The 19124-nt window shown below is 66.8% G+C and carries 16 protein-coding genes; 9 read left to right on the top strand and 7 right to left on the bottom strand.

What is annotated here, in order from left to right:
* Window positions 1-2: 2 nt before the first annotated feature.
* Window positions 3-803, bottom strand: a complete 801-nt coding sequence (locus JMT67_RS00775; RefSeq protein ID WP_182713673.1) for a DUF4198 domain-containing protein — start codon at window positions 801-803, stop codon at window positions 3-5.
* Window positions 804-940: 137 nt separating this feature from the next.
* Here JMT67_RS00775 and JMT67_RS00780 point away from each other — a divergent pair, with 137 nt between their 5' ends.
* The gene (locus tag JMT67_RS00780; protein ID WP_191555460.1) at window positions 941-1747 is read left to right on the top strand and encodes a hypothetical protein; all 807 of its coding nucleotides are present in this window, start codon (window positions 941-943) and stop codon (window positions 1745-1747) included.
* Window positions 1748-1777: 30 nt separating this feature from the next.
* Here the strand turns inward: JMT67_RS00780 and uvrA are convergent, their stop codons facing one another.
* Together uvrA and JMT67_RS00790 are read right to left on the bottom strand one after the other, a co-directional pair.
* Window positions 1778-4726 (bottom strand): excinuclease ABC subunit UvrA, encoded by a 2949-nt coding sequence (uvrA, locus tag JMT67_RS00785; RefSeq protein ID WP_201462451.1) that lies wholly within the window; start codon window positions 4724-4726, stop codon window positions 1778-1780.
* 129 nt (window positions 4727-4855) lie between these two features.
* Complete coding sequence (locus JMT67_RS00790) at window positions 4856-5350, bottom strand: group III truncated hemoglobin (RefSeq protein ID WP_054765380.1); 495 nt, start codon at window positions 5348-5350, stop codon at window positions 4856-4858.
* A gap of 174 nt (window positions 5351-5524) precedes the next feature.
* On the opposite strand from JMT67_RS00790, the gene JMT67_RS16365 reads away from it, so the two are divergent.
* The gene (locus JMT67_RS16365; protein ID WP_263596064.1) at window positions 5525-5650 is read left to right on the top strand and encodes a hypothetical protein; all 126 of its coding nucleotides are present in this window, start codon (window positions 5525-5527) and stop codon (window positions 5648-5650) included.
* A gap of 31 nt (window positions 5651-5681) precedes the next feature.
* Entirely contained in the window at window positions 5682-7208 is a 1527-nt protein-coding gene (locus JMT67_RS00795) for an ABC-F family ATP-binding cassette domain-containing protein (RefSeq protein WP_233455909.1), read from the top strand.
* Here JMT67_RS00795 and JMT67_RS00800 read toward each other — a convergent pair.
* Window positions 7183-7632, bottom strand: a complete 450-nt coding sequence (locus JMT67_RS00800) for a tRNA (cytidine(34)-2'-O)-methyltransferase (RefSeq protein ID WP_201462453.1) — start codon at window positions 7630-7632, stop codon at window positions 7183-7185. The genes JMT67_RS00795 and JMT67_RS00800 overlap by 26 nt on opposite strands.
* 193 nt (window positions 7633-7825) lie before the next feature.
* On the opposite strand from JMT67_RS00800, the gene petA reads away from it, so the two are divergent.
* From petA to JMT67_RS00825, 5 genes are all read left to right on the top strand, one after another.
* A complete protein-coding gene (gene petA, locus JMT67_RS00805; RefSeq protein WP_054765383.1) occupies window positions 7826-8362 on the top strand; it encodes a ubiquinol-cytochrome c reductase iron-sulfur subunit in 537 nt (178 codons plus the stop codon).
* A gap of 17 nt (window positions 8363-8379) precedes the next feature.
* The gene (locus JMT67_RS00810; protein ID WP_054765384.1) at window positions 8380-9708 is read left to right on the top strand and encodes a cytochrome b; all 1329 of its coding nucleotides are present in this window, start codon (window positions 8380-8382) and stop codon (window positions 9706-9708) included.
* 32 nt (window positions 9709-9740) lie between these two features.
* Window positions 9741-10586 (top strand): cytochrome c1, encoded by an 846-nt coding sequence (locus tag JMT67_RS00815; RefSeq protein ID WP_054766902.1) that lies wholly within the window; start codon window positions 9741-9743, stop codon window positions 10584-10586.
* A gap of 152 nt (window positions 10587-10738) precedes the next feature.
* Window positions 10739-12406 carry a M28 family metallopeptidase gene (locus JMT67_RS00820; RefSeq protein WP_201462454.1) on the top strand — a complete coding sequence of 556 codons (1668 nt, stop codon included), beginning with the start codon at window positions 10739-10741 and terminating at the stop codon, window positions 12404-12406.
* A 40-nt stretch (window positions 12407-12446) separates the two neighbouring features.
* Window positions 12447-14105, top strand: a complete 1659-nt coding sequence (locus JMT67_RS00825; RefSeq protein WP_201462455.1) for a M28 family peptidase — start codon at window positions 12447-12449, stop codon at window positions 14103-14105.
* Between the two features lie 27 nt (window positions 14106-14132).
* Here JMT67_RS00825 and JMT67_RS00830 read toward each other — a convergent pair whose 3' ends face one another.
* The gene (locus JMT67_RS00830) at window positions 14133-15119 is read right to left on the bottom strand and encodes a DUF6607 family protein (RefSeq protein WP_054765387.1); all 987 of its coding nucleotides are present in this window, start codon (window positions 15117-15119) and stop codon (window positions 14133-14135) included.
* 35 nt (window positions 15120-15154) lie between these two features.
* Window positions 15155-17362, bottom strand: a complete 2208-nt coding sequence (locus JMT67_RS00835; protein WP_201462456.1) for a TonB-dependent hemoglobin/transferrin/lactoferrin family receptor — start codon at window positions 17360-17362, stop codon at window positions 15155-15157.
* A gap of 108 nt (window positions 17363-17470) precedes the next feature.
* Between JMT67_RS00835 and JMT67_RS00840 the strand changes: the two genes are divergently transcribed.
* Window positions 17471-18013, top strand: coding sequence for a hypothetical protein (locus JMT67_RS00840; protein ID WP_183215936.1), 543 nt, complete (start codon window positions 17471-17473; stop codon window positions 18011-18013).
* A gap of 9 nt (window positions 18014-18022) precedes the next feature.
* On the opposite strand, the gene ychF is transcribed toward JMT67_RS00840, so the two are convergent.
* Window positions 18023-19117, bottom strand: a complete 1095-nt coding sequence (gene ychF / locus JMT67_RS00845) for a redox-regulated ATPase YchF (RefSeq protein WP_152949891.1) — start codon at window positions 19115-19117, stop codon at window positions 18023-18025.
* Window positions 19118-19124 lie beyond the last annotated feature (7 nt).

The raw sequence follows: 19124 nt of genomic DNA on the forward strand, positions 1-19124 counted from the left end.
CTTCACCCCGCGTCGGCGGTGAAGGTCAGGGTGTGGGTGTAGCTGCGGTAGGGGGTGGGGCTGCCTGCCGGGGCGGCGGTGCGGTAGCGGACCTGGGTCATATAGGCGCCGGGCGCCGAGACCCGCAGGGTCAGGACGCCGGAGGCGTCGGTGGCGGTTTCGGTCTCGATCGTCTTGCCGTCGTACTGGCCGGCTTCGCGAAAGACGGTGACAGGCGCGTCGGCCAGGGGCTGGCCGTCGAACAGCAGGCGGAAGGTCGCGTCCTCGCCGGCGACGATCTGGTTCGGCTGGATCAGAGGCTGAAGCTCCAGCCCTTGGCCGGTGGGCTTCAGCGCCGCCTCGTCGGGGACGCCCCGCATAACATAGGCCTCGGCGACGGTGATGCTCTGGACATCGACCAGTTCGGCGCCGGGCGGGGGCGGCGCATCCTCTTCGCCGACCATCTTCCAGCCGGAGGGGGTGTGGTACATCTTGGTCGTGCGGCCGGCGCGTGGGCCGGATGACAGACGATAGAGGCCGTCCACCGGCGTCGGCGCCTCGAACACCGCCAGATCGCGCAGATAGGTGACGGCGCTGATCGGCGTGTCGCCGTTTGGCCCGACTACATGGAAGCCGTCGGACCGCATGGCGACCTCGGCGTTGAACACCTCCTCGGTAAAGGCCGCCTCGACGGTCACATGATCGCGCCGCCCCGCGTCGAACAGATTGGGCCGAAGATAGGGGGAGTGGGCCTGGGCCACGCCCGCGCCCCAGACGGACAGAAGGGAGGCCAAAAGGCCGGCGTGGAGGGGATGTCGGGTCATGGTCGTCCTCATAGGCCGAGGCAGAGTATGCAAGTGAGAACGAATTGCAACAAAGGGTTCGGGATAGGGGCGTCTGGGACCGGACGCCGACGACGGGATGGGCTAGAGTCGCGCCGAATCTGATCTGGAGTTCGATCATGAGTTTTTCCGCCACCGACGCCGCATTCGAGGGGTTTCGCGTGACGCGCCAGAACCCGGCGGCGGTTCTCCTCTGGTCGATGGTCTGGCTGATCGGGCTCATATTGAGCAGTCTGCTCGCGGCGCCCGCAATCATGCCCCATATGGCCGAGTTGCAGGCCGCCAACGGCGATATCAACGCCTTGTCGCCAGAAGCGCTACAAGCCTTCGGCTTGGCCATGGCTGGATTCATGCCGCCGTTGCTGTTGGCCCAGGCCCTCGTCGCGCCGGCCGTCTACCGCGCAGTGCTTGAGCCTGAGAAACGACGGTTCGGCTTCCTGCGACTGGGCAAGACCGAGGCTCGGATGTTGGGGGTTCTGATTATTCTGGTCGTCGTTCAGCTCGTATTGAACGTCGGAGCAGACCTCGCCACTCGGGGCGCCGACGCGGCGATCGGTCTGGCGGGAAGCGTCGTCGTGAATCTGATCGCCTTTGCACTGGGTCTATGGGTGGCGGCTCGACTCAGCTTGGTCGCGCCTCTCACGGTGCTGCGGCGCGGCCTTCCTCTCCTGGAAGGATGGAAGCGCAGCGGACCCATCGTCTGGCCTCTGATCGGCGTGAATGTGCTCGCCGTCGCCATGGCCTTGTTGGTGGGTCTGCTGCTGGCCCTCGTCGCCTGGCCTATGACGGCGGCCATGTCCGGCTCCGGCGCAGGCGCGGGTTTGGCGGCCCTGCTGCTGATGACGCTGATGGCGCTCGGTTTCGCACTGATCACCGTCCTGCTTTGGAGTCCGTTCGCGGCCATCTTAAAGCAGCTGGAGGGCTGACGGAGACGTTTCAGCGTCTGGAGTAAAACCTCAGGCCGAGGCCTTGACCCGCTTCCGCTTCGCCGGCGGGGGCGTCGCCGCCTGACCCAGGGCCGCGACCCGCGCCTTGCGCCGGGTCTCGTGACGATCCAGCACCTCCTTGAGGTATTTTCCGGTCCAGCTGGCCTTGTTCTCCGCCACCTGTTCCGGTGTGCCGACCGCGACGATCTCGCCGCCGCCGTCGCCGCCTTCCGGCCCGAAGTCGAGCAGATAGTCCGCCACTTTGATGACGTCGAGATTGTGCTCGATCACCACGATGGTGTTGCCAGCCTCGACCAGTTCCTGAAGCACTTCCAGAAGTTTGCGCGTATCTTCGAAATGCAGGCCGGTGGTCGGCTCGTCGAGGATGTAGAGGGTCCGGCCGGTCGCGCGTTTCGACAGTTCCTTGGACAGCTTGACCCGCTGGGCCTCGCCGCCGGACAGGGTGGTCGCCGGCTGGCCGACCTTGACGTAGCCGAGGCCCACCCGCTCCAGCGTCAGCATCTTGTCGCGGATCGGCGGCACCGCCTTGAAGAACTGGGCGGCCTCCTCGACCGTCATGTCCAGGACGTCCGAGATCGACTTGCCCTTGAAGACGATCTCCAGCGTTTCGCGGTTGTAGCGCTTGCCCTTGCAGACGTCGCAGGTGACGTAGACGTCGGGCAGGAAGTGCATCTCGATCTTGATGACGCCGTCGCCCTGGCAGGCCTCGCAGCGGCCGCCCTTGACGTTGAAGCTGAAACGGCCGGGGCCGTAGCCGCGCGCCTTGGATTCCGGCAGGCCGGCGTACCAGTCGCGGATGGGGCCGAAGGCGCCGGTGTAGGTGGCGGGGTTGGAGCGCGGGGTGCGGCCGATCGGCGACTGGTCGATGTCGATGACCTTGTCGAAATGCTCCAGCCCCTCGATGCGGTCGAAGGGGGCGGGGGCGTCCGACGCATTGTTCAGGCGACGCGCGGCGGCCTTGTACAGGGTCTCGATGGTGAAGGTCGATTTGCCGCCTCCGGATACGCCGGTGATGCAGGTGAACAGGCCCACCGGGATTTCGCCGGTGACGCTCTTCAGATTGTTGCCGCTGGCGCTAGAGATCTTCAGCATCCGCTTGCGGTCCACCGGACGGCGGCCATCGGCAGGAATTTCGATCTCCCGTTCGCCGGTCAGATATTTGCCGGTCAGGCTGTTGGGATTGGCCATAACCTGTTGCGGCGTGCCCTCGGCGCAGACCGTGCCCCCGTGGACGCCGGCGGCCGGACCCATGTCTATGACATAGTCGGCGGTCAGGATGGCTTCCTCGTCGTGCTCGACCACAAGGACCGAATTGCCCAGGTCGCGCAGCCCTTTCAGGCTTTCCAGCAGGCGGGTGTTGTCGCGCTGGTGCAGACCGATGGAGGGTTCGTCCAGCACATAGAGGACGCCGGTCAGGCCCGAACCGATCTGTGACGCCAGACGGATGCGCTGGCTCTCCCCGCCCGACAAGGTGCCCGAGGATCGCGACAGGTTCAGATAGTCCAGGCCGACGTTGTTCAGGAACCGCAGCCGGTCGCAGATCTCCTTCAGGATTCGCCGGGCGATCTCCATCTGCTTCTCTGTCAGGCTCTCCTCCAGGGTCGAGAACCAGAGGTAGGCCTTGGAGATCGACAGCATGGAGATGTCGGCGATGTCCTCGCCGCCGACCTTGACCGCCAGGGCCTCGGGCTTCAGCCGCTTGCCGCCGCAGGCCTCGCAGGGGGTCTCGGACTGGTAGCGGGCCAGTTCCTCGCGCACCCAGGCGCTGTCGGTCTCGCGCCAGCGCCGCTCCAGGTTCGGCAGGACGCCCTCGAACGGCTTAGAGACCTCGTATTTGCGGGCGTTGTCGTCATAGGTGAATTTGATCTTCTCAGCGCCCGTGCCGTGCAGGATCGCCTTATGCGCCTGGGCCGGCAGATCGCGCCAAGCGATGTCCATCGAGAAGCCGTAGTGGCGGCTCAGCGACTGAAGCGTCTGGGTGTAGAGAGGGGAGGGGCCGCGCGCCCACGGCGCCACCGCCCCCCTGTGCAGGCTCTTGTCGCGATCGGGAATCACCAGGTCGGCGTCGAAGGCGAGCTTGACCCCCAGGCCGTCGCACACCGGACAAGCGCCGAAGGGATTGTTGAACGAGAACAGCCGCGGCTCGATCTCAGAGATGGTGAAACCCGAGACCGGGCAGGCGAAGCGTTCGGAGAAGACGAGGGTGCGCGGCGCTGTCTCGCCCTCGGCGACGCTGGCCCATTCCGCCGTGGCGATGCCGTCGGCGAGGCCGAGCGCGGTCTGGAGACTGTCAGCGTAGCGGCCTTCCTGATCCGGTTTGGTGACGATCCGGTCCACGACGATGTCGATGTCGTGCTTGAACTTCTTGTCCAGGGTCGGGGCTTCGTCGATGGGGTAGAATTGGCCGTCGATCTTCAGCCGCTGGAAGCCCTGGCGCTGCCACTCCGCGATTTCCTTCCTGTACTCGCCCTTGCGGCCGCGCACGACCGGGGCCAGCAGCAGGATGCGTTCGCCGTCTGGCAGGGCCGTCAGCTTGTCGACCATCTGGCTGATGGTCTGGCTCTCGATCGGCAGGCCGGTGGCCGGCGAATAGGGCACCCCGACCCGCGCCCACAGCAGGCGCATATAGTCGTGGATCTCCGTGACCGTGCCGACGGTGGATCGCGGGTTCTTGGAGGTGGTCTTCTGTTCGATGGAAATGGCCGGCGACAGGCCCTCGATCAGGTCCACGTCCGGCTTGCCCATCAGCTCAAGGAACTGGCGCGCATAGGCCGACAGGCTTTCGACATAGCGACGCTGGCCCTCGGCGTAGATGGTGTCAAAGGCCAGGGACGACTTGCCCGAGCCCGACAGGCCGGTCATCACCACCAGCTGTTCGCGCGGAATGTCGAGGTCCACGCCCTTGAGATTGTGCTCGCGGGCGCCGCGAACGCGGATGAAGTTGTGCTTTTCGGTCATGCGGTCCGGGAAACGCGGAGAGGAGCCGGAGGGCTCCGGCGCGACATTGCTATATGGGGATGATTTGCCCGATTTAAGCAAGAACAATGTGTGAACATTGCGGCGCTGGGCGCGTCCAGCCCGGTTGACCTACTCCGGCGTCCAGGCCTGTGTCGGGCGCAAGAAACGCTCGCCCTTGGCCAGCATCACTCCGTTTGCGGTCGCGACGCCGAGCTCCAGGCTCTCGGCGATGCGGCGGGCGCGTTCGATGAAATGGGCCGCGGCGACGGGCGGGCAGAGGTCGCGGGCGGTCTCGGCGAACAACTCAAGCCAGCGGTCGAAGTGGCGCGCGTCGATCGGCAGGGGCAGATGTTTCGGCATAGGCCGACCCTGGTAGACGCCAGACGAAAGGGCCACCGACGACCAGAACAGCTTCATCTGCGCCAGATGCGGGCCCCAGTCGGCGATCCGATCCGCGAAGATCGGCCCGATCAGCCGGTCGTCGCGGACGCGGGCGTAGAAGCCCTCGACCAGGGCGTCGATCATCGCCTCGTCGATGCCGGTTTCGTCGCGCAGCCGCTGAACAGCCGCGTCGCGGCGCGCGGCGGCTCCGGCAGGGTCTTCTATGCGGAAGCGGCTCTCCATTCCGACGTCCTAGCGGCTTGGTGGGCGGGGCGCCATCGGACCATCGGTCCACCCCGGAGCCACCCCCTCTTCACGCGGGCGTGTTCATATCAGGGGCTCCCCGGACTTGCGGATTGCATAAATACGACCCATCCTCCTGTCTCTGAGGAGTTTTGAGCAGGAGGCTCGAAGATCATGATCATCGCACTGGCAACCGGTTCCGCCCTGTCCGCCATGCTGCTCGTGATCCTCCATGCCAACCAGCCCAAGCCGAAGCGCGTTCCCGTCCGCGCTCGCGACCCTCGACAAGGTCGCCGCTAGAACGCCTGACGGCGTTACGCTTTTCGACAATCTGAGCCTGACGTTCGGGCCTGAGCGCACCGGCGTTGTCGGTCGCAACGGCGCGGGCAAGAGCACGCTGCTGCGTCTGATCGCCGGCGACCTTTCGGCCAGCGAGGGAAGTGTGACGCGCGCCGCCTCCGTCGGCGTTCTGGATCAACGGTCCGATCCGTCGCGGGACGAGACGACGGGGCAAACCCTGGGCGTCGCGCCCGCCCTGGCGGCGATACACCGTCTGCTGGCCGGCGAGGGCGACGCCCAGGACATGGCCGACGCCGACTGGACGCTGGCGCCCAGGATCGCCTCGGCCTTGGCCGAGGTCGGGCTGAAGGGCTTGCCGATGGACCGGGCGACGAGGAGCCTCAGCGGCGGAGAACAGACCCGGCTGAGGCTGGCGGGCCTGATCCTCGCGGCGCCGGATCTGATCCTGCTGGACGAACCGACCAATCATCTGGATGTCCAGGCGCGGCGCTGGGTGGCCGAGGTGCTGGGTCGCTGGAAGGGCGGGGCGGTGGTGGTCAGCCATGACCGGGATCTGCTGCGTCGCATGGATCGCATCGTCGAGTTGTCCGGCCTGGGGGTCGCCGTCCATGGCGGGAACTACGACCTCTACGTCGCGCGCAAGGCGATTGAGCGCGAAACAGCCGAACGCGACCTGGTCGAGGCTGAACGGACGCTGGCCCGCGTGGCGGCGGACGCCCAGCGTCGCACGGAGATGAAGGCGCGGCGGGACGCGGCCGGACGCCGCAAGGCGGCCAAGGGCGACATGCCCAGGATTCTGATCGACGCCCGGGCCGAGCGGGCCGAAAACAGCGGCGCGGCCGACCGGTTGCTGGCCGCGCGCCAGGCGGCGGAGGCGGAAACCGCCCTGGCCGCCGCGCGCCAAGGGGTGGAGCGGGTGCGGACCCTAACCATCCCCATGCCCGCCACGGGTCTTGCGGCGGGACGGACGGTGGCGACCTTGAGCGGGGCGGTCTGGACGACACAGGACGGGCGGCGGATCGTCGGTCCTGTGGATTTGACCTTGACCGGACCGGAGCGGGTCGCCGTCACCGGCCCGAACGGCGCGGGCAAGACCACCCTGCTGCGGCTCATCACCGGCGATCTTGCACCGACTTCGGGTCAAGTGCAGCGACCTGTTCCCGCAGCCTTGCTGGATCAGGAGGCGGCTTTGCTGCGCCCCCAGGAAACCTTGGTCGAGGCCTGGATGCGGCTGAATCCGGACGGTTCGGTCCAAGAAGCCCAGGCGGCCCTGGCTCGCTTCCTGTTTCGAAATACGGCCGCGCATCGGCGGGTCGGCGACCTGTCCGGCGGTGAACGGCTGCGGGCCGCCCTGGCCTGCGTCATGACGGGAACGCGCCCGCCGCAGCTTCTGGTGCTGGATGAGCCGACCAACCACCTGGACCTCGATTCGGTGGCGGCGGTGGAGGCGGCGTTGAGCGCCTATGACGGCGCCCTCGTTGTCGTCAGCCACGATGCGGACTTCCTGGCGGCGGTCGGGATAGATCGGACGGTCAGCCTAGCCCGCCCGTCTGCCTGAGGCCCTCCCAAAGGGCGATGCCCGCCGTGACCGACAGATTCAGCGACCGGGCCTCGGGTCTGAGCGGAATCACCACGCGCGCGTCCGCGGCGGCGTGCACATAGTCCGGGGCGCCGGCGGTCTCCTTGCCGAACAGGAGCGTGTCGGTGGGTTGGAAGACGAAGTCGGGCAGGGGCGTCGCCCCCTTGGTGGTGAAGAGCACCAGCCGTCCGGCGGGTCGCTCGCGCTGGAACGCGTCCCAATCCGCATGGCGGGTCATGTGCGATAGGGGGCCGTAATCCAGGGCCGCCCGCTTCATGGCGCGGTCGTCAAAACGGAAGCCTGTGGGCTCAATGACGTGCAGGGCGACGCCGAAACAGGCCGACAGCCGGATACAGGCGCCGACGTTCTGAGGAATGTCCGGTTGAAAAAGGGCGAGACGCATTCTAAGCCCTAGGTATACGCGACCTGGGGGTTTGTCGCGGTCTGTTTGCGAGCGTTTCGCAAGAAACGTCAGCAGCTTGCGGCGAACGCCGCAAATACAGGCCGAGGGGACCACAGGGCAGCGCTTTTAGGGTTCGTGCCGTAGCAGAGGAGCGCCAACACAGGCGGTCCCGGCGGTCTTCGAGAGGTGAAACGTGGCCGAAACGGGTGTGATTCCGGAAGGCGAGGGCGATCCGAATCGCCGCGACTTCATCCATATCGCGGCGGGCGCCGCTGCGGTGGGCGCCGGGGCGATGATCGCCTGGCCTCTGATCAATCAGATGAACCCTGCGGCCGACACCCTGGCCCTGGCCTCGATCGAGTTCGACCTGACCAAGGTTCAGGAGGGCCAGCAGGTCGTGATCAAATGGCAGGGCAAGCCGGTCTTCGTGCGCTATCGCACCCCGGCCGAGCTGCAGAAGGTCATTACCGAGGGCGCCGTCGGCAGCCCGCCCCAGACGGATGCGGAACGCACCAAGTCCGGGCATGAGAAATATCTGGTCGTGGTCGGCTCCTGCACCCACCTGGGCTGTGTCCCGACCTTCGGCGCCGGCGATTACGGCGGCTGGTTCTGCCCGTGCCACGGCTCGCACTACGATGCGTCCGGTCGGATCAGAAAGGGGCCGGCGCCCCTGAACCTGGTCGTGCCCGACTACGAATACACGTCCGACACCCGCGTTAAGATCGGTTGAGGGCGAAGGGGGAGGAAATGAGCGAACACGAATCCACCTACGTCCCGAAGACGGGCGTCGAAAAATGGCTGGACACCCGGCTGCCCATCATCCGCTTCGGCGCCGACTATATGTCGCTGCCGACGCCCAGGAACCTGAACTACTGGTGGACCTTCGGCGGCATCCTGGCCCTGTGCCTGATGACGCAGATCGTCACCGGCATCGTTCTGGCCATGCACTATACGCCGAACGTCGACCTGGCCTTCGCCTCGGTCGAGCGGATCATGCGTGACGTCAACGGCGGCTGGCTGATCCGCTATGTCCACGCCAACGGCGCCTCGATGTTCTTCATCGCCGTCTATCTGCACATGCTGCGGGGGCTGTACTACGGCTCCTACAAGGCGCCGCGCGAGATGATCTGGATCATCGGCTGCGTGATCTTCTTCCTGATGATCGCCACCGCCTTCCTGGGCTATGTCCTGCCCTGGGGTCAGATGTCCTTCTGGGGCGCAGAGGTCATCACCAATCTGATCGGCGCCGTGCCCCTGGTCGGGGAACCGATCCTGATCTGGCTGCGCGGCGGCCCGGCGATCGACAATGCGACGCTGAACCGCTTCTTCTCCCTGCACTATCTGCTGCCCTTCGCCATCCTGGGCTGCGTGGTCCTGCACCTTTGGGCCCTGCATTCGGCCGGTCAGAACAATCCGGTGGGCATCCTCATTCCGAAGGATCGTGCCAAGAAGGACACTCTGCCCTTCCACCCCTATTTCACGGTCAAGGACGGCTTTGCGATCATCCTGTTCCTGATCCTGTTCGCCGTCTTCGTCTTCTATCAGCCGAACGCCTTGGGCCACGCCGACAACTACATCCCGGCCAACCCGCTGCAGACGCCCGCCCACATCGTGCCCGAATGGTACATGCTGCCCTTCTACGCCATCCTGCGCGCGGTGCCGGACAAGTTCGGCGGGGTGGTCGCCATGTTCAGCGCCATCGGCGTCCTGTTCGTCCTGCCCTGGCTGGACACGTCCAAGGTGCGGTCGATGCGCTATCGCCCGACCATGCGGACCTTCTTCTTCATCTTCCTGGTGGTCGGCGTCGGCCTGGGCTGGTGCGGCGGTCAGCTGCCGGACGCCCCGGTCATTCCGGGCATGGCCAGCTTCGTCCTGTTCGACGGAGAGGTGAACTCCTACCTATGGCTGACGCGGCTGTTCACCCTCTACTATTTCGTCTTCTTCCTGGTGATCCTGCCCTTCGTGGGGCTGAAGGAGACGCCGCTGCCGATCCCGGCGACGATCTCGGAACCGGTCCTGACGGGGGGCGACGCCGTCCCGGCCGCCGCGCCCGCCTCGCCCGAGAAGAAGGGCTGAGCGTCATGAGCTTTGGAAAAATGAGCGTGTCGATGTCCAGACTGGTCGCTTCGGCGGTCGCCGCCCTCGGCCTGATGACGGCGGCGCCCGCCCTGGCGGAGGGCGGGGCGGCCCACCCCCGTTCCGGCGGCTTCAGCTTCGACGGCCCCTTTGGCGTCTATGACCAGGGCCAGCTGCAGCGCGGCTACAAGGTCTATCACGAGGTCTGCGCCGCCTGTCACAGCATGAACCTGATGCACTACCGGAACCTGGGCGATCGCCACGGGCCGTTCTGGAATCCGAAATATCCGAATCCGAACGACAATCCGGTGGTGAAGGCCCTGGCCAAGGAGATCCAGGTCCCCGACATCGACAGCGAGACGGGCGAGCCGATCCAGCGCGACGCCACCCCGGCCGACAAGTTCCGCGCCCCCTATCCCAACGCCACCGCGGCCGCAGCCGGCAACGGCGGGGCGGCGCCGCCGGACCTGTCGGTCATGGCCAAGGCGCGTCACGGCGGCGCGGACTACATCTATTCCCTGCTGTCGGGCTATCGCACCCCGCCCGCCGGCCTGCAGATCCGCCCCGGTCAGCACTATAATCCTTACATGCAGGGCGATCTGACCCCCTTCTGGACCGGCGACCCGGACCATGTGCCCGAGGGCGGCTTCATCGCCATGCCGCCGCCGCTCCAGAACGGCCAAGTCACCTATGACGACGGCTCGCCCCAGACGGTGGATCAGTACGCCAAGGACGTCGCGGCCTTCATCGCCTGGACGTCCGAACCGAAGATGGTCGAGCGCAAACAGGCCGGCTTCGGCGTGATCATCTTCCTGCTGATCTTCGCCGGCCTGACCTACGCCAGCTATCGCCGCATCTGGAAGGGCGTTGCCCACTAGGCGCGCCCGAACTGAGACCGAGACCCAGCCCGTCGAAGCCCCGCTTCGGCGGGCTTTGTTTTGCGACATCCTGGCCGCTGACACGGAATCGACATGATGGCTTTCCCCGCCTAAGGTTCAGCCTCTGTTTGCGGCTGTGGGGCCTTGTGTTCATGCGTATCCGATCTTCCTTGGTCGCCGTGCTGATGGCCGGCGCCGCACTCTCCGCCTGCGCCGCGCCGGCGGCGCTTGAAGGCTCTGGCCCGGTCGCGGCCTTCGACGCCGCACGCATCGCCGAGGACATTCGAACCCTGTCCGACGACAGTTTCGAGGGACGCGGCATCGCCACCCCGGCCGAGCAGAAGGTGATCGACTATCTGAGCCGCCAATACGCCGCCGCCGGCTTTCAACCGGGCGGTCCGAACGGCCAATGGACCCAGGACGTGATCCTGAACCGCTTCACCCAGTCCAACGTCCAAGCGGCGCTGAAGCTGGGCGACTGGACCCTGCCGATGACCCAGGGGCGCGAGGTCGCCCTCTCGACGCGCCGCCCGGCCGAGCACGTCAGCCTGAAGGACGCGCCCCTGGTCTTCGTCGGCTATGGGATCACCGCGCCCGAGCGGAATTGGGACGACTTCAAGGGGCAGGATCTGCGCGGCAAGGTGCTGGTCGTCCTGGTCAATGACGCCGATTTCGAAGAACCGGCCCTGAACACCTTCGGCGGCAAGGCCATGACCTACTACGGCCGCTGGACCTACAAATATGAAGAGGCGGCCCGCCATGGCGCGGCCGGGGTGCTGATCGTCCATGAGACGGCGCCCGCCTCCTATGGCTGGCAGACGGTCGCCAACTCCTGGGGCGTGCCCCAGTTCGACATCCTGCGCCAGAATGCGGCGGCTGAGCGGGTTCCGGTCGAGGGCTGGATCCAGCGCGACGTCGCCGTCGATCTGTTCCGCCGCGCCGGTCTGGATTTCGAGACGCTGAAGGCCCAGGCTCGCCGCCGCGACTTCCAGCCCGTGCCCCTGACCGGCGCCGGCTTCTCGACCGAGTTCGATGTGGCGACCAGTCAGGTCACCACCCATAACGTCATCGCCCGCCTGCCGGGAACCACCCATCCGGACGAGACGGTCCTCTACACCGCCCACTGGGACCACATCGGCATGGGCGAGCCGGACGAGACGGGCGACCGCATCTTCAACGGCGCCGTGGACAACGCCTCGGGCACGGCGGGCCTGTTGGAGCTGGCGCGGATGTACGGTCGGGCTCCTCGGACCGAACGCTCAATCGTCATGATCAGCTTCACCGCCGAGGAGAGCGGCCTTCTGGGCGCTGAATACTACGCTTCCAATCCCGTCTATCCCCTGGCCAGGACGGTGGGCGGCTTCAACATGGATTCGATGAACGTCTATGGCCGTGTCACCGGCCTGGGCGTGACCGGCTACGGCCAGTCCGACTTCGACGAGCGCTTGGCCGCCGCGATCCAGCCCCAGGGCCGCACCCTGATGCCGGATTACGAGAACGCCGCCGGCACCTACTACCGGTCCGACCACTTCCCCCTGGCCAAGCGCGGCGTGCCCATGGCCTATGCCGGCAGTCGGGGCGACTTCCGCGACGAACCGATCGCCGAGCGCCAGGCGGCGCGCAGCGACTACGGCGCCAAACGCTATCACCAGGCCGCCGATGAATGGTCGCCGGACTGGGACTACAGCGGAATGATCGAAGATCTGACGGTCTTCTATGACGTTGGCCGCGCCCTGGCGAACGGTCGCGACTGGCCCGAGTGGAAGTCGGGCTCCGAATTCGGTCCCGTCCGCGCCGTCTCCGCTGCCGAACGCCGCTAAGTCCGCTGCTCCTCCCGTCTTTCCTCATTCGAGAACCTTCATGATCCTGCGTCGTTCTTCCATCATCGCCGCTGCGGCCCTGCTCCTGGCCGCCTGCGCCACGGCGCCGGACGCGCCTGTCGTCCCGCCTTCGGCCGCGACCGACGCCTTCGCCGTGGCCTCGGCCGCCACCCCACAGTTCAGCGCCCAGCGCTTGTCCGACCACATCAAATATCTGGCCGACGATCGGCTGGAGGGGCGTTTCCCCGGCCTGGTCGGCGAGCGGCTGACGCTGGAGTATCTGCAGGCCCAGTATGAGGCCATGGGTCTGGAGCCGGGCGGGCGCGACGGCTCCTGGCTCCAGCCGGTCGATCTGGTGCGGTTCACGCCCGAACGGCCCCCCGTCGCGACCTGGACCGGCGCCGATGGCGTCAGCCATGATCTGACGTCGGGCGCGGACATCACCCTGCGGGCCGGCCCGGCCGATCCGGTGGTCAAGGTCGCCGACGCCCCCCTGGTCTTCGCCGGCTACGGCATTGTGGCGCCCGAGCGGGGCTGGGACGACTATGGTTCGACAGACCTCACCGGCAAGGTCGTGGTCATTCTGCGTGGTCAGCCAGAGTCCATGGGCGCCGATCCCAACTTCTACGGCTCGGGCGAACACAAGACCCAGGAGGCGCTGAAGCGCGGGGCCGTCGGCGTCATCAGTCTTCAGGACGTCGAGGGCCGTTGGCGCCGCGCCGTCGGCGGCGCGAACCGGCCGGTGATGACGGTCAAGGGCGCGCGCGACGCCCGTTTCACCGGCTCGATCAATATGGCGACCGGAGCGGCCATCGGCGGCGACGTCCTGGCCCAGGCCTTGGCGCGTGCCAAGACGGCGGGCCTGGGCGGCGGCGTCGATCTGGGCGCCCGGCTCAGCGTGGACATCGCCGAAAAGACCGAGGTCATCCACTCCAACAATCTGCTGGCCAAGATCACCGGCACGACCCGGCCCGATGAATATGTCTTCTACTCCGCCCACTGGGACCACGTCGGCAAGGCGCGGGAGAAGAACGAGGCGGGGGACGACGTCTTCAACGGCGCCTGGGACAACGCCTCGGGCACGGCCGGCCTGATCGAAATGGCCCGCGCCTTCAAGAACGGCCCGGCGCCGGAGCGGACCGTGGTCTTCCTGCACGTCACGGCCGAGGAACAGGGGCTGCTGGGCTCTGAAGCCTATGCTGCCGACCCGGTCTATCCGCTGGCCAAGACGGCGGCCGACATCAACATCGACATGCTGCCCTTCACCCCGGCGACGCGCGACGTGGCGGTCTTCGGCGTCGGCAAGTCCGAACTGGAAGATGTTCTGGGACGGTTCGCCGCCGTCCAGGGGCGCACCGTCACTGGCGACGGTTATCCGGAAGAGGGCTTCTACTACCGTTCCGACCACTTCAACTTCGCCGCAGGCGGGGTGCCGGCTCTGATGCCGTGGAGCGGCCGTGATTTCGTGGAGGGCGGAATCGAAGCGGGCAAACCCTATTACGAGGCCCAGATGGCTCGCTACTATCACAAGCTGACGGACGAATGGCGGGCGGACTACGACTTCACCGCCGCACTTCAGAACCTGGATCTATTGTACCGGCTGGGTCTGACGGTGGCCGACAGCACCACCTGGCCGGCCTGGAAGCCGACAGCCGAGTTCAACGCCATCCGCGACGCCTCGGCCACCGAACGGCGCTGAGGCCGTCGGCGGCGGGCGATCCGGACCTCAACGGGCGGCGGCGGGCTGGCTTGATGTGGCCTGGGCAATCAACTCGCGAGCCCGGGCGACGGCCTCGGCCTCAGCGACTTCGCCGTCGGCCAGCGACTGGGCCAGATCCATCAGCGGCGCTCCAGTGACCGCGCCGGTCTCGGCCTCCTGCTGCAGATGGACTCCGTTTCCGGCGACGATGGCTGCATCCCAGGCGTCGCGCACGGCGGCCCAGAAGCCTTGGGTCTTGGCCCAATAGTCGTCCCCCGGCTTGGGGGAATAGCTGTCGTTCCGGTCGTAGGTGTTGATCACATCTTCCTGGACCACGGCGATCGGCGCACCGTCCGGCTGGCCGGCCATCTTCATGTTGTCTTGAATATGCACCCAGCCGGCGGGTGTCAGGATGTGCCGATTGGTCCCCAGATAGCGGTCGTAGATCGGATGCCGCACCGCGTCCCGCCGCGCCAGCGGTCGCCAGGTCGGGTCGGACGTCCAGGCCGTCAGCCCATTGTCATAGGTCCAGCGGCCGACTCCGCCGTAACGAGGTGAATCGTCAGTCTGCCACACGGTCTGAGACCAAGCGCCCTGGCGCTGGGCTTCCGGGACGGGGGTCAGCACCCACCGGTTCGGCCCGGCGTAGGTCAGGACCGTCTGCGGCTGATAGGTCCAGTCCTGGCGCCAGTGTTTGATCACCATGGTCTGACCGTCGTGCTCCATCACCAATATGTGCTGCAGGCTGATCCGGTCGCCCTTGTCGTAGACGACACGCACGATCTCGCTGCCGCCGGACAGCTTCTCCTCCAGCGGATCATAGTCGGCGCGGAAGCTGACGTTCTCGCGCATGTCGAAATGGACGCGGTATTGGCCCGCCTGGGCCAGAATGGCCTGGCGGTCCCGCTCGAAGGCGTCGGTCGCCGCGGCGACGGGCGGCTGAGCGGCGGTCGCCAGCGCCTGGGAGGCGGGGGCGACGGCTAACAGGGCGGCGGCGATCAGAATGGCGCGCATGGGGCGTGTCCTTGAAGTACGTGCGGTCATGGCGGTTACAGGCGCAAGGTCAGGGAAAGGCCGAAGTTGCGGCCAGGCTGGGTGTAGGCGTCCTTGACGGTCGATGCGGCGGACAGGCCCCGCACGTCGCTCCACCAGCCGTAGGTCTCGTCAAAGACGTTGAAGGCGCCCGCGCGCAGGGTGGCGCGTTCGGTCACGTTCCAATAGGCGGTCAGGTCTAGCAGGGTGAAGCTGTCGCCCAGATAGCAGGCTGCGCCGCAAGACAGATTGTATGTGGCCCTATCCTTATTGCCGGACCAGGTAACGGTGGCCGATCCGCCCCAAACGCCAGACGGCGCCGCATAGTGAACGCCGGCCACCACCTTGACCGGATCGATGCTGCTGAGTTCGGTGCGGCGGCCGTCGGTCGTCTGCTCTCCTTCGGCATAGGCGGCCGACCCGATCAGGCTGAAGCCGTTGTCCCAATAGAGGTCCGCACGGGCTTCCAAGCCGCGAATGTCCACCTCGGTCAGGTTGACGTATTGATAGACAAGAGGATCCACGCCCGGCACGCCCGTTCCGCTGACGGCGACCTGGTCGATGAAGTCGTCATAATGTGTGGCGAAGGCGGTGGTGTTCAGACGCATCACGCCCCCGGCCACGCCGATGTCGCGCAGTCGGAAGCCGGCCTCGAAGCTTTCGCTGGTTTCCGGCGACAGGTTCGGATTGGGGATCGAGCGATAGCCGAAGACCGGGTTCTCGAAATAGTTGTTCACCTGCATAGGCGAGGGCGCACGGAAGCCCAGGCCGTAGTTGGCGAAGACGCCCAGATGCGCGCCGGTCCAATAGACGACGCCCAGCTTGGGCGAGATATGGTCGTCGCTCTGTCCTGAGGCGGCGGCGGGGAAACGGGCGTCCACCTTGGGCGACAGCTCGTACCAGTCGTAGCGCACGGCGGGGATGATGCTGAGGGCGCCCCCAAGCGCCTCGATCTCGTCCTGGACGAACAGGCCGGCCAACTGGAAATCGGTCGTCGGGAAGGCGCGGACAGGGAAGGTCTCGCCGACCGGCGGCGTGATGCCGTCGCGCAGACCCTCCTGGGTCGTCTTGGACCAGTCGCCGCCGAAGGTGACGCGGTGCCGGACCGCGCTCGTCTCGCCGAACACCCGCGCCCCTTGGGCGGCCAGGCCATAGACCCTGTTGTCGAAGGTGACGTCCCGCGCCCGGTCCACGGCCGGCGTGCGATCCTCAAAGGTGTACTGCCGCGTCTCGGCGTCCTGCCAGTAAAGGCCGATTGAGCCGTCGCTCAGGCCGGCGAAATCATTGAAGCGCCAATCACCGCTTATGCGGTCGCGACGGGTCTCGTCATGGGCGGTGACGGACAGGACGGTCGCGGACCGGCTGCTCAGGGCGTCGCCGGTCATGTCGGAATCCAGATGGTCGTAGGTCAGACGCAGCACATGGTTCGGCGCGGCCTGCCACACCAGCTTGCCCAGATAGGCGTTGGAGGCGAAGTCCTGGGGGTTGGGTTCGGTGCGGGCGGCGCCGACCCCGCCGGTTTGGCCCTTATTCTCCGTCTCCTGATGGTCGCGGCGGGTGTAGGCGATCAGCCCTGACAAGGCGCCCGATCGGCCGGCGAAGGCCAGTCCCTCGGTCCAGCCCTCGTCGGCCGAGCCGTAGCCGACTCGCGCCCGTGCGCCGAAGGCCTGGCCGGCGCTCAGAAAATCGACCGGATCCTTGGTCTTGAACGCCACCGCACCCGCCACGCCGTCCGAGCCGTAAAGGGCCGAAGCCGGGCCGCGCAGGACCTCCACCGACTTGGTCAGGTCCAGGTCGTTATAGCCGCCGCGCCCTACCGCCTGGGCCCCGAAGCTGAAGCCCGCCGGCAGACGAACGCCGTCGTTGATGATCAGCACCCGGTCGCCGCCCATGCCCCGGATGGTGAAGCCCGAATCGCCGTCGCGGCCCGCGCCGGACAGGGCCAGGCTGAAGCGGGCGGGGGAGGTGGGCACGCTGACCCCCGGCTCATACCGGATCAGATCCTTCATGTCTGTCGCCAACATGGTCTCGATCTCGGCGTCAGTGATGACGCTGATCGTGCCGGGCGTCCGGGACGCCTGCCGCTCCGATCGCGTGCCGATCACGACGATCGGATCAATCTGGGTCGCTGCGACCTGCGGCGTTTCGGCCCGCGCGGACGCGGTGGAAAGGGCGGTGGCGGCCGCGGTGACGGCGACGGTGCAGAGGAGAAGGTGATTGCGCATAATAGCCCCGGCTGATGAAGGCGGCTTCATTAATGCGAACGATTATCAGAATCAACCGCACTTGTCGCGCGGGTTTGAACCGGAGCTGGGTCTCTACGTTGCGGTGTCATGAGACTCGCCTTGTTTCCGCTGCTCGCCCTGGGTTCCCTGCTGGGCGCTTGCGGCGAGAATGACGTCAATCCTCCCGACCAGCCCGCCGCGCCGCTCAGGACCGCCGAAGCCATGCAGGCGGTTGAACCGCCCGGCCCCTCGTCCCTGGCGTCGCGGGGGCCGCGCAGCTTCGTTGGGGTCTGGGCCGGCGACCTCGCCTGGTGCGCCCGCCCGCAGGGCGACCGACGGCCCCTGACCATCACCCCTCAACGGTTCGAGGGGTATGAGAACCGTTGCGACATCGCCCATATTGACGAGACGCCCCACGGCTATGTGGCGACGTTAAACTGCACGGCGGAGGGGCAGGTCGCGACCGAGCGCGTCCACATGGCGGCGGCCGGCGACGTCATGAACCTGACCTATATTGACCGGGACATGACCACGGTGAAGCTGCTGCGCTGCCCCGGCTCGCCACGGGCGCCCGACCCCGCCAATCCGCTGGAGAAGATGCTGAAGCCCGACAAGGACCAGGACCAGGCCGCAGCGCGGCAGTCCCCCTGATCTGACGCCTCAGTTGAACAGGAAGTTCATCACGTCGCCGTCCTTGACGACGTAAGACTTGCCTTCCGCGCGCAGCTTGCCGGCTTCGCGCGCCTTGGCCTCGCCGCGCAGGGCGACGAAGTCTTCGAAGGCGATGGTCTCGGCGCGGATGAAGCCTTTTTCGAAGTCGGTGTGGATGACCCCGGCCGCCTGGGGCGCGGTGTCGCCGACATTGATGGTCCAGGCGCGGGCCTCTTTGGGACCGACCGTGAAATAGGTCTGCAGGCCCAGCAGCTTGTAGGCCTCGCGGATCAGCCGGTTCAGGCCGGGTTCCTCCAGACCCAGGGTCTCCAGGAACTCTTTCTGCTCGGCGTCGTCCAGCACGGCGATCTCGGATTCGATCTGGGCCGAGATGACGACCGAGTTGGCGTTGTCCTGGGCGGCGCGGGCGGCGACCTTGGCCGACAGCTCATTGCCCTGGTCGGCCGAACCCTCTTCGACATTGGCGACATAGAGGGCGGGCAGGGCGGTCAGCAGCTGCAGCATGTGCCAGGCCTTCATATCCTCCTTGGATACCTCGGCGGTGCGGGCGGGCTTGCCGGCGTTCAGCTGGGCCAGGGCCAAATCGACCAGTTTCAGCGTAAGCGCCGAATCCTTGTCGCCGGTCTTGGCCCGCTTCTCCAGCTGGGGCCGGCGGCGCTCCAGGCTTTCCATATCGGCCAGCATCAGCTCGGTCTCGATGATGTCCAGATCGGCGATCGGATCGATGCGGTTTTCGACGTGGGTGATGTCGTCGTCGACGAAGCAGCGGGCGACGAAGGCCACGGCGTCGCAGTCGCGGATATTGGCCAGGAACTGGTTGCCCAGGCCCTCGCCCTTGGACGCGCCGCGCACCAGGCCTGCAACGTCCACGAAGGTGATGCGGGCCGGGATGATCTCCTTGGACCCTGCGATCTCAGCCAGGGCGTTCAGGCGCGGCTCGGGCACGGCCACGTCGCCGGTGTTCGGCTCGATGGTGCAGAACGGATAGTTGGCCGCCTGGGCCGCCGCCGTCTTAGTCAGGGCGTTGAACAGGGTGGACTTGCCGACATTGGGCAGGCCGACGATCGCGACTTTCAGGGCCATGGGATTC

It is taken from the genome of Brevundimonas aurantiaca, assembly GCF_904830995.1.
Lineage (GTDB): Bacteria > Pseudomonadota > Alphaproteobacteria > Caulobacterales > Caulobacteraceae > Brevundimonas > Brevundimonas aurantiaca.

What these genes read in the sequence shown, in the direction of transcription:
- JMT67_RS00775 (WP_182713673.1), bottom strand. Translation starts at nt 803, where the DNA reads ATGACCCGACATCCCCTCCACGCCGGCCTTTTGGCCTCCCTTCTGTCC.
- JMT67_RS00780 (WP_191555460.1), top strand. Translation starts at nt 941, where the DNA reads ATGAGTTTTTCCGCCACCGACGCCGCATTCGAGGGGTTTCGCGTGACG.
- uvrA (WP_201462451.1), bottom strand. Translation starts at nt 4,726, where the DNA reads ATGACCGAAAAGCACAACTTCATCCGCGTTCGCGGCGCCCGCGAGCAC.
- JMT67_RS00790 (WP_054765380.1), bottom strand. Translation starts at nt 5,350, where the DNA reads ATGGAGAGCCGCTTCCGCATAGAAGACCCTGCCGGAGCCGCCGCGCGC.
- JMT67_RS16365 (WP_263596064.1), top strand. Translation starts at nt 5,525, where the DNA reads ATGATCATCGCACTGGCAACCGGTTCCGCCCTGTCCGCCATGCTGCTC.
- JMT67_RS00800 (WP_201462453.1), bottom strand. Translation starts at nt 7,632, where the DNA reads ATGCGTCTCGCCCTTTTTCAACCGGACATTCCTCAGAACGTCGGCGCC.
- JMT67_RS00810 (WP_054765384.1), top strand. Translation starts at nt 8,380, where the DNA reads ATGAGCGAACACGAATCCACCTACGTCCCGAAGACGGGCGTCGAAAAA.
- JMT67_RS00815 (WP_054766902.1), top strand. Translation starts at nt 9,741, where the DNA reads ATGTCCAGACTGGTCGCTTCGGCGGTCGCCGCCCTCGGCCTGATGACG.
- JMT67_RS00820 (WP_201462454.1), top strand. Translation starts at nt 10,739, where the DNA reads ATGCGTATCCGATCTTCCTTGGTCGCCGTGCTGATGGCCGGCGCCGCA.
- JMT67_RS00825 (WP_201462455.1), top strand. Translation starts at nt 12,447, where the DNA reads ATGATCCTGCGTCGTTCTTCCATCATCGCCGCTGCGGCCCTGCTCCTG.
- JMT67_RS00830 (WP_054765387.1), bottom strand. Translation starts at nt 15,119, where the DNA reads ATGCGCGCCATTCTGATCGCCGCCGCCCTGTTAGCCGTCGCCCCCGCC.
- JMT67_RS00835 (WP_201462456.1), bottom strand. Translation starts at nt 17,362, where the DNA reads ATGCGCAATCACCTTCTCCTCTGCACCGTCGCCGTCACCGCGGCCGCC.
- JMT67_RS00840 (WP_183215936.1), top strand. Translation starts at nt 17,471, where the DNA reads ATGAGACTCGCCTTGTTTCCGCTGCTCGCCCTGGGTTCCCTGCTGGGC.
- ychF (WP_152949891.1), bottom strand. Translation starts at nt 19,117, where the DNA reads ATGGCCCTGAAAGTCGCGATCGTCGGCCTGCCCAATGTCGGCAAGTCC.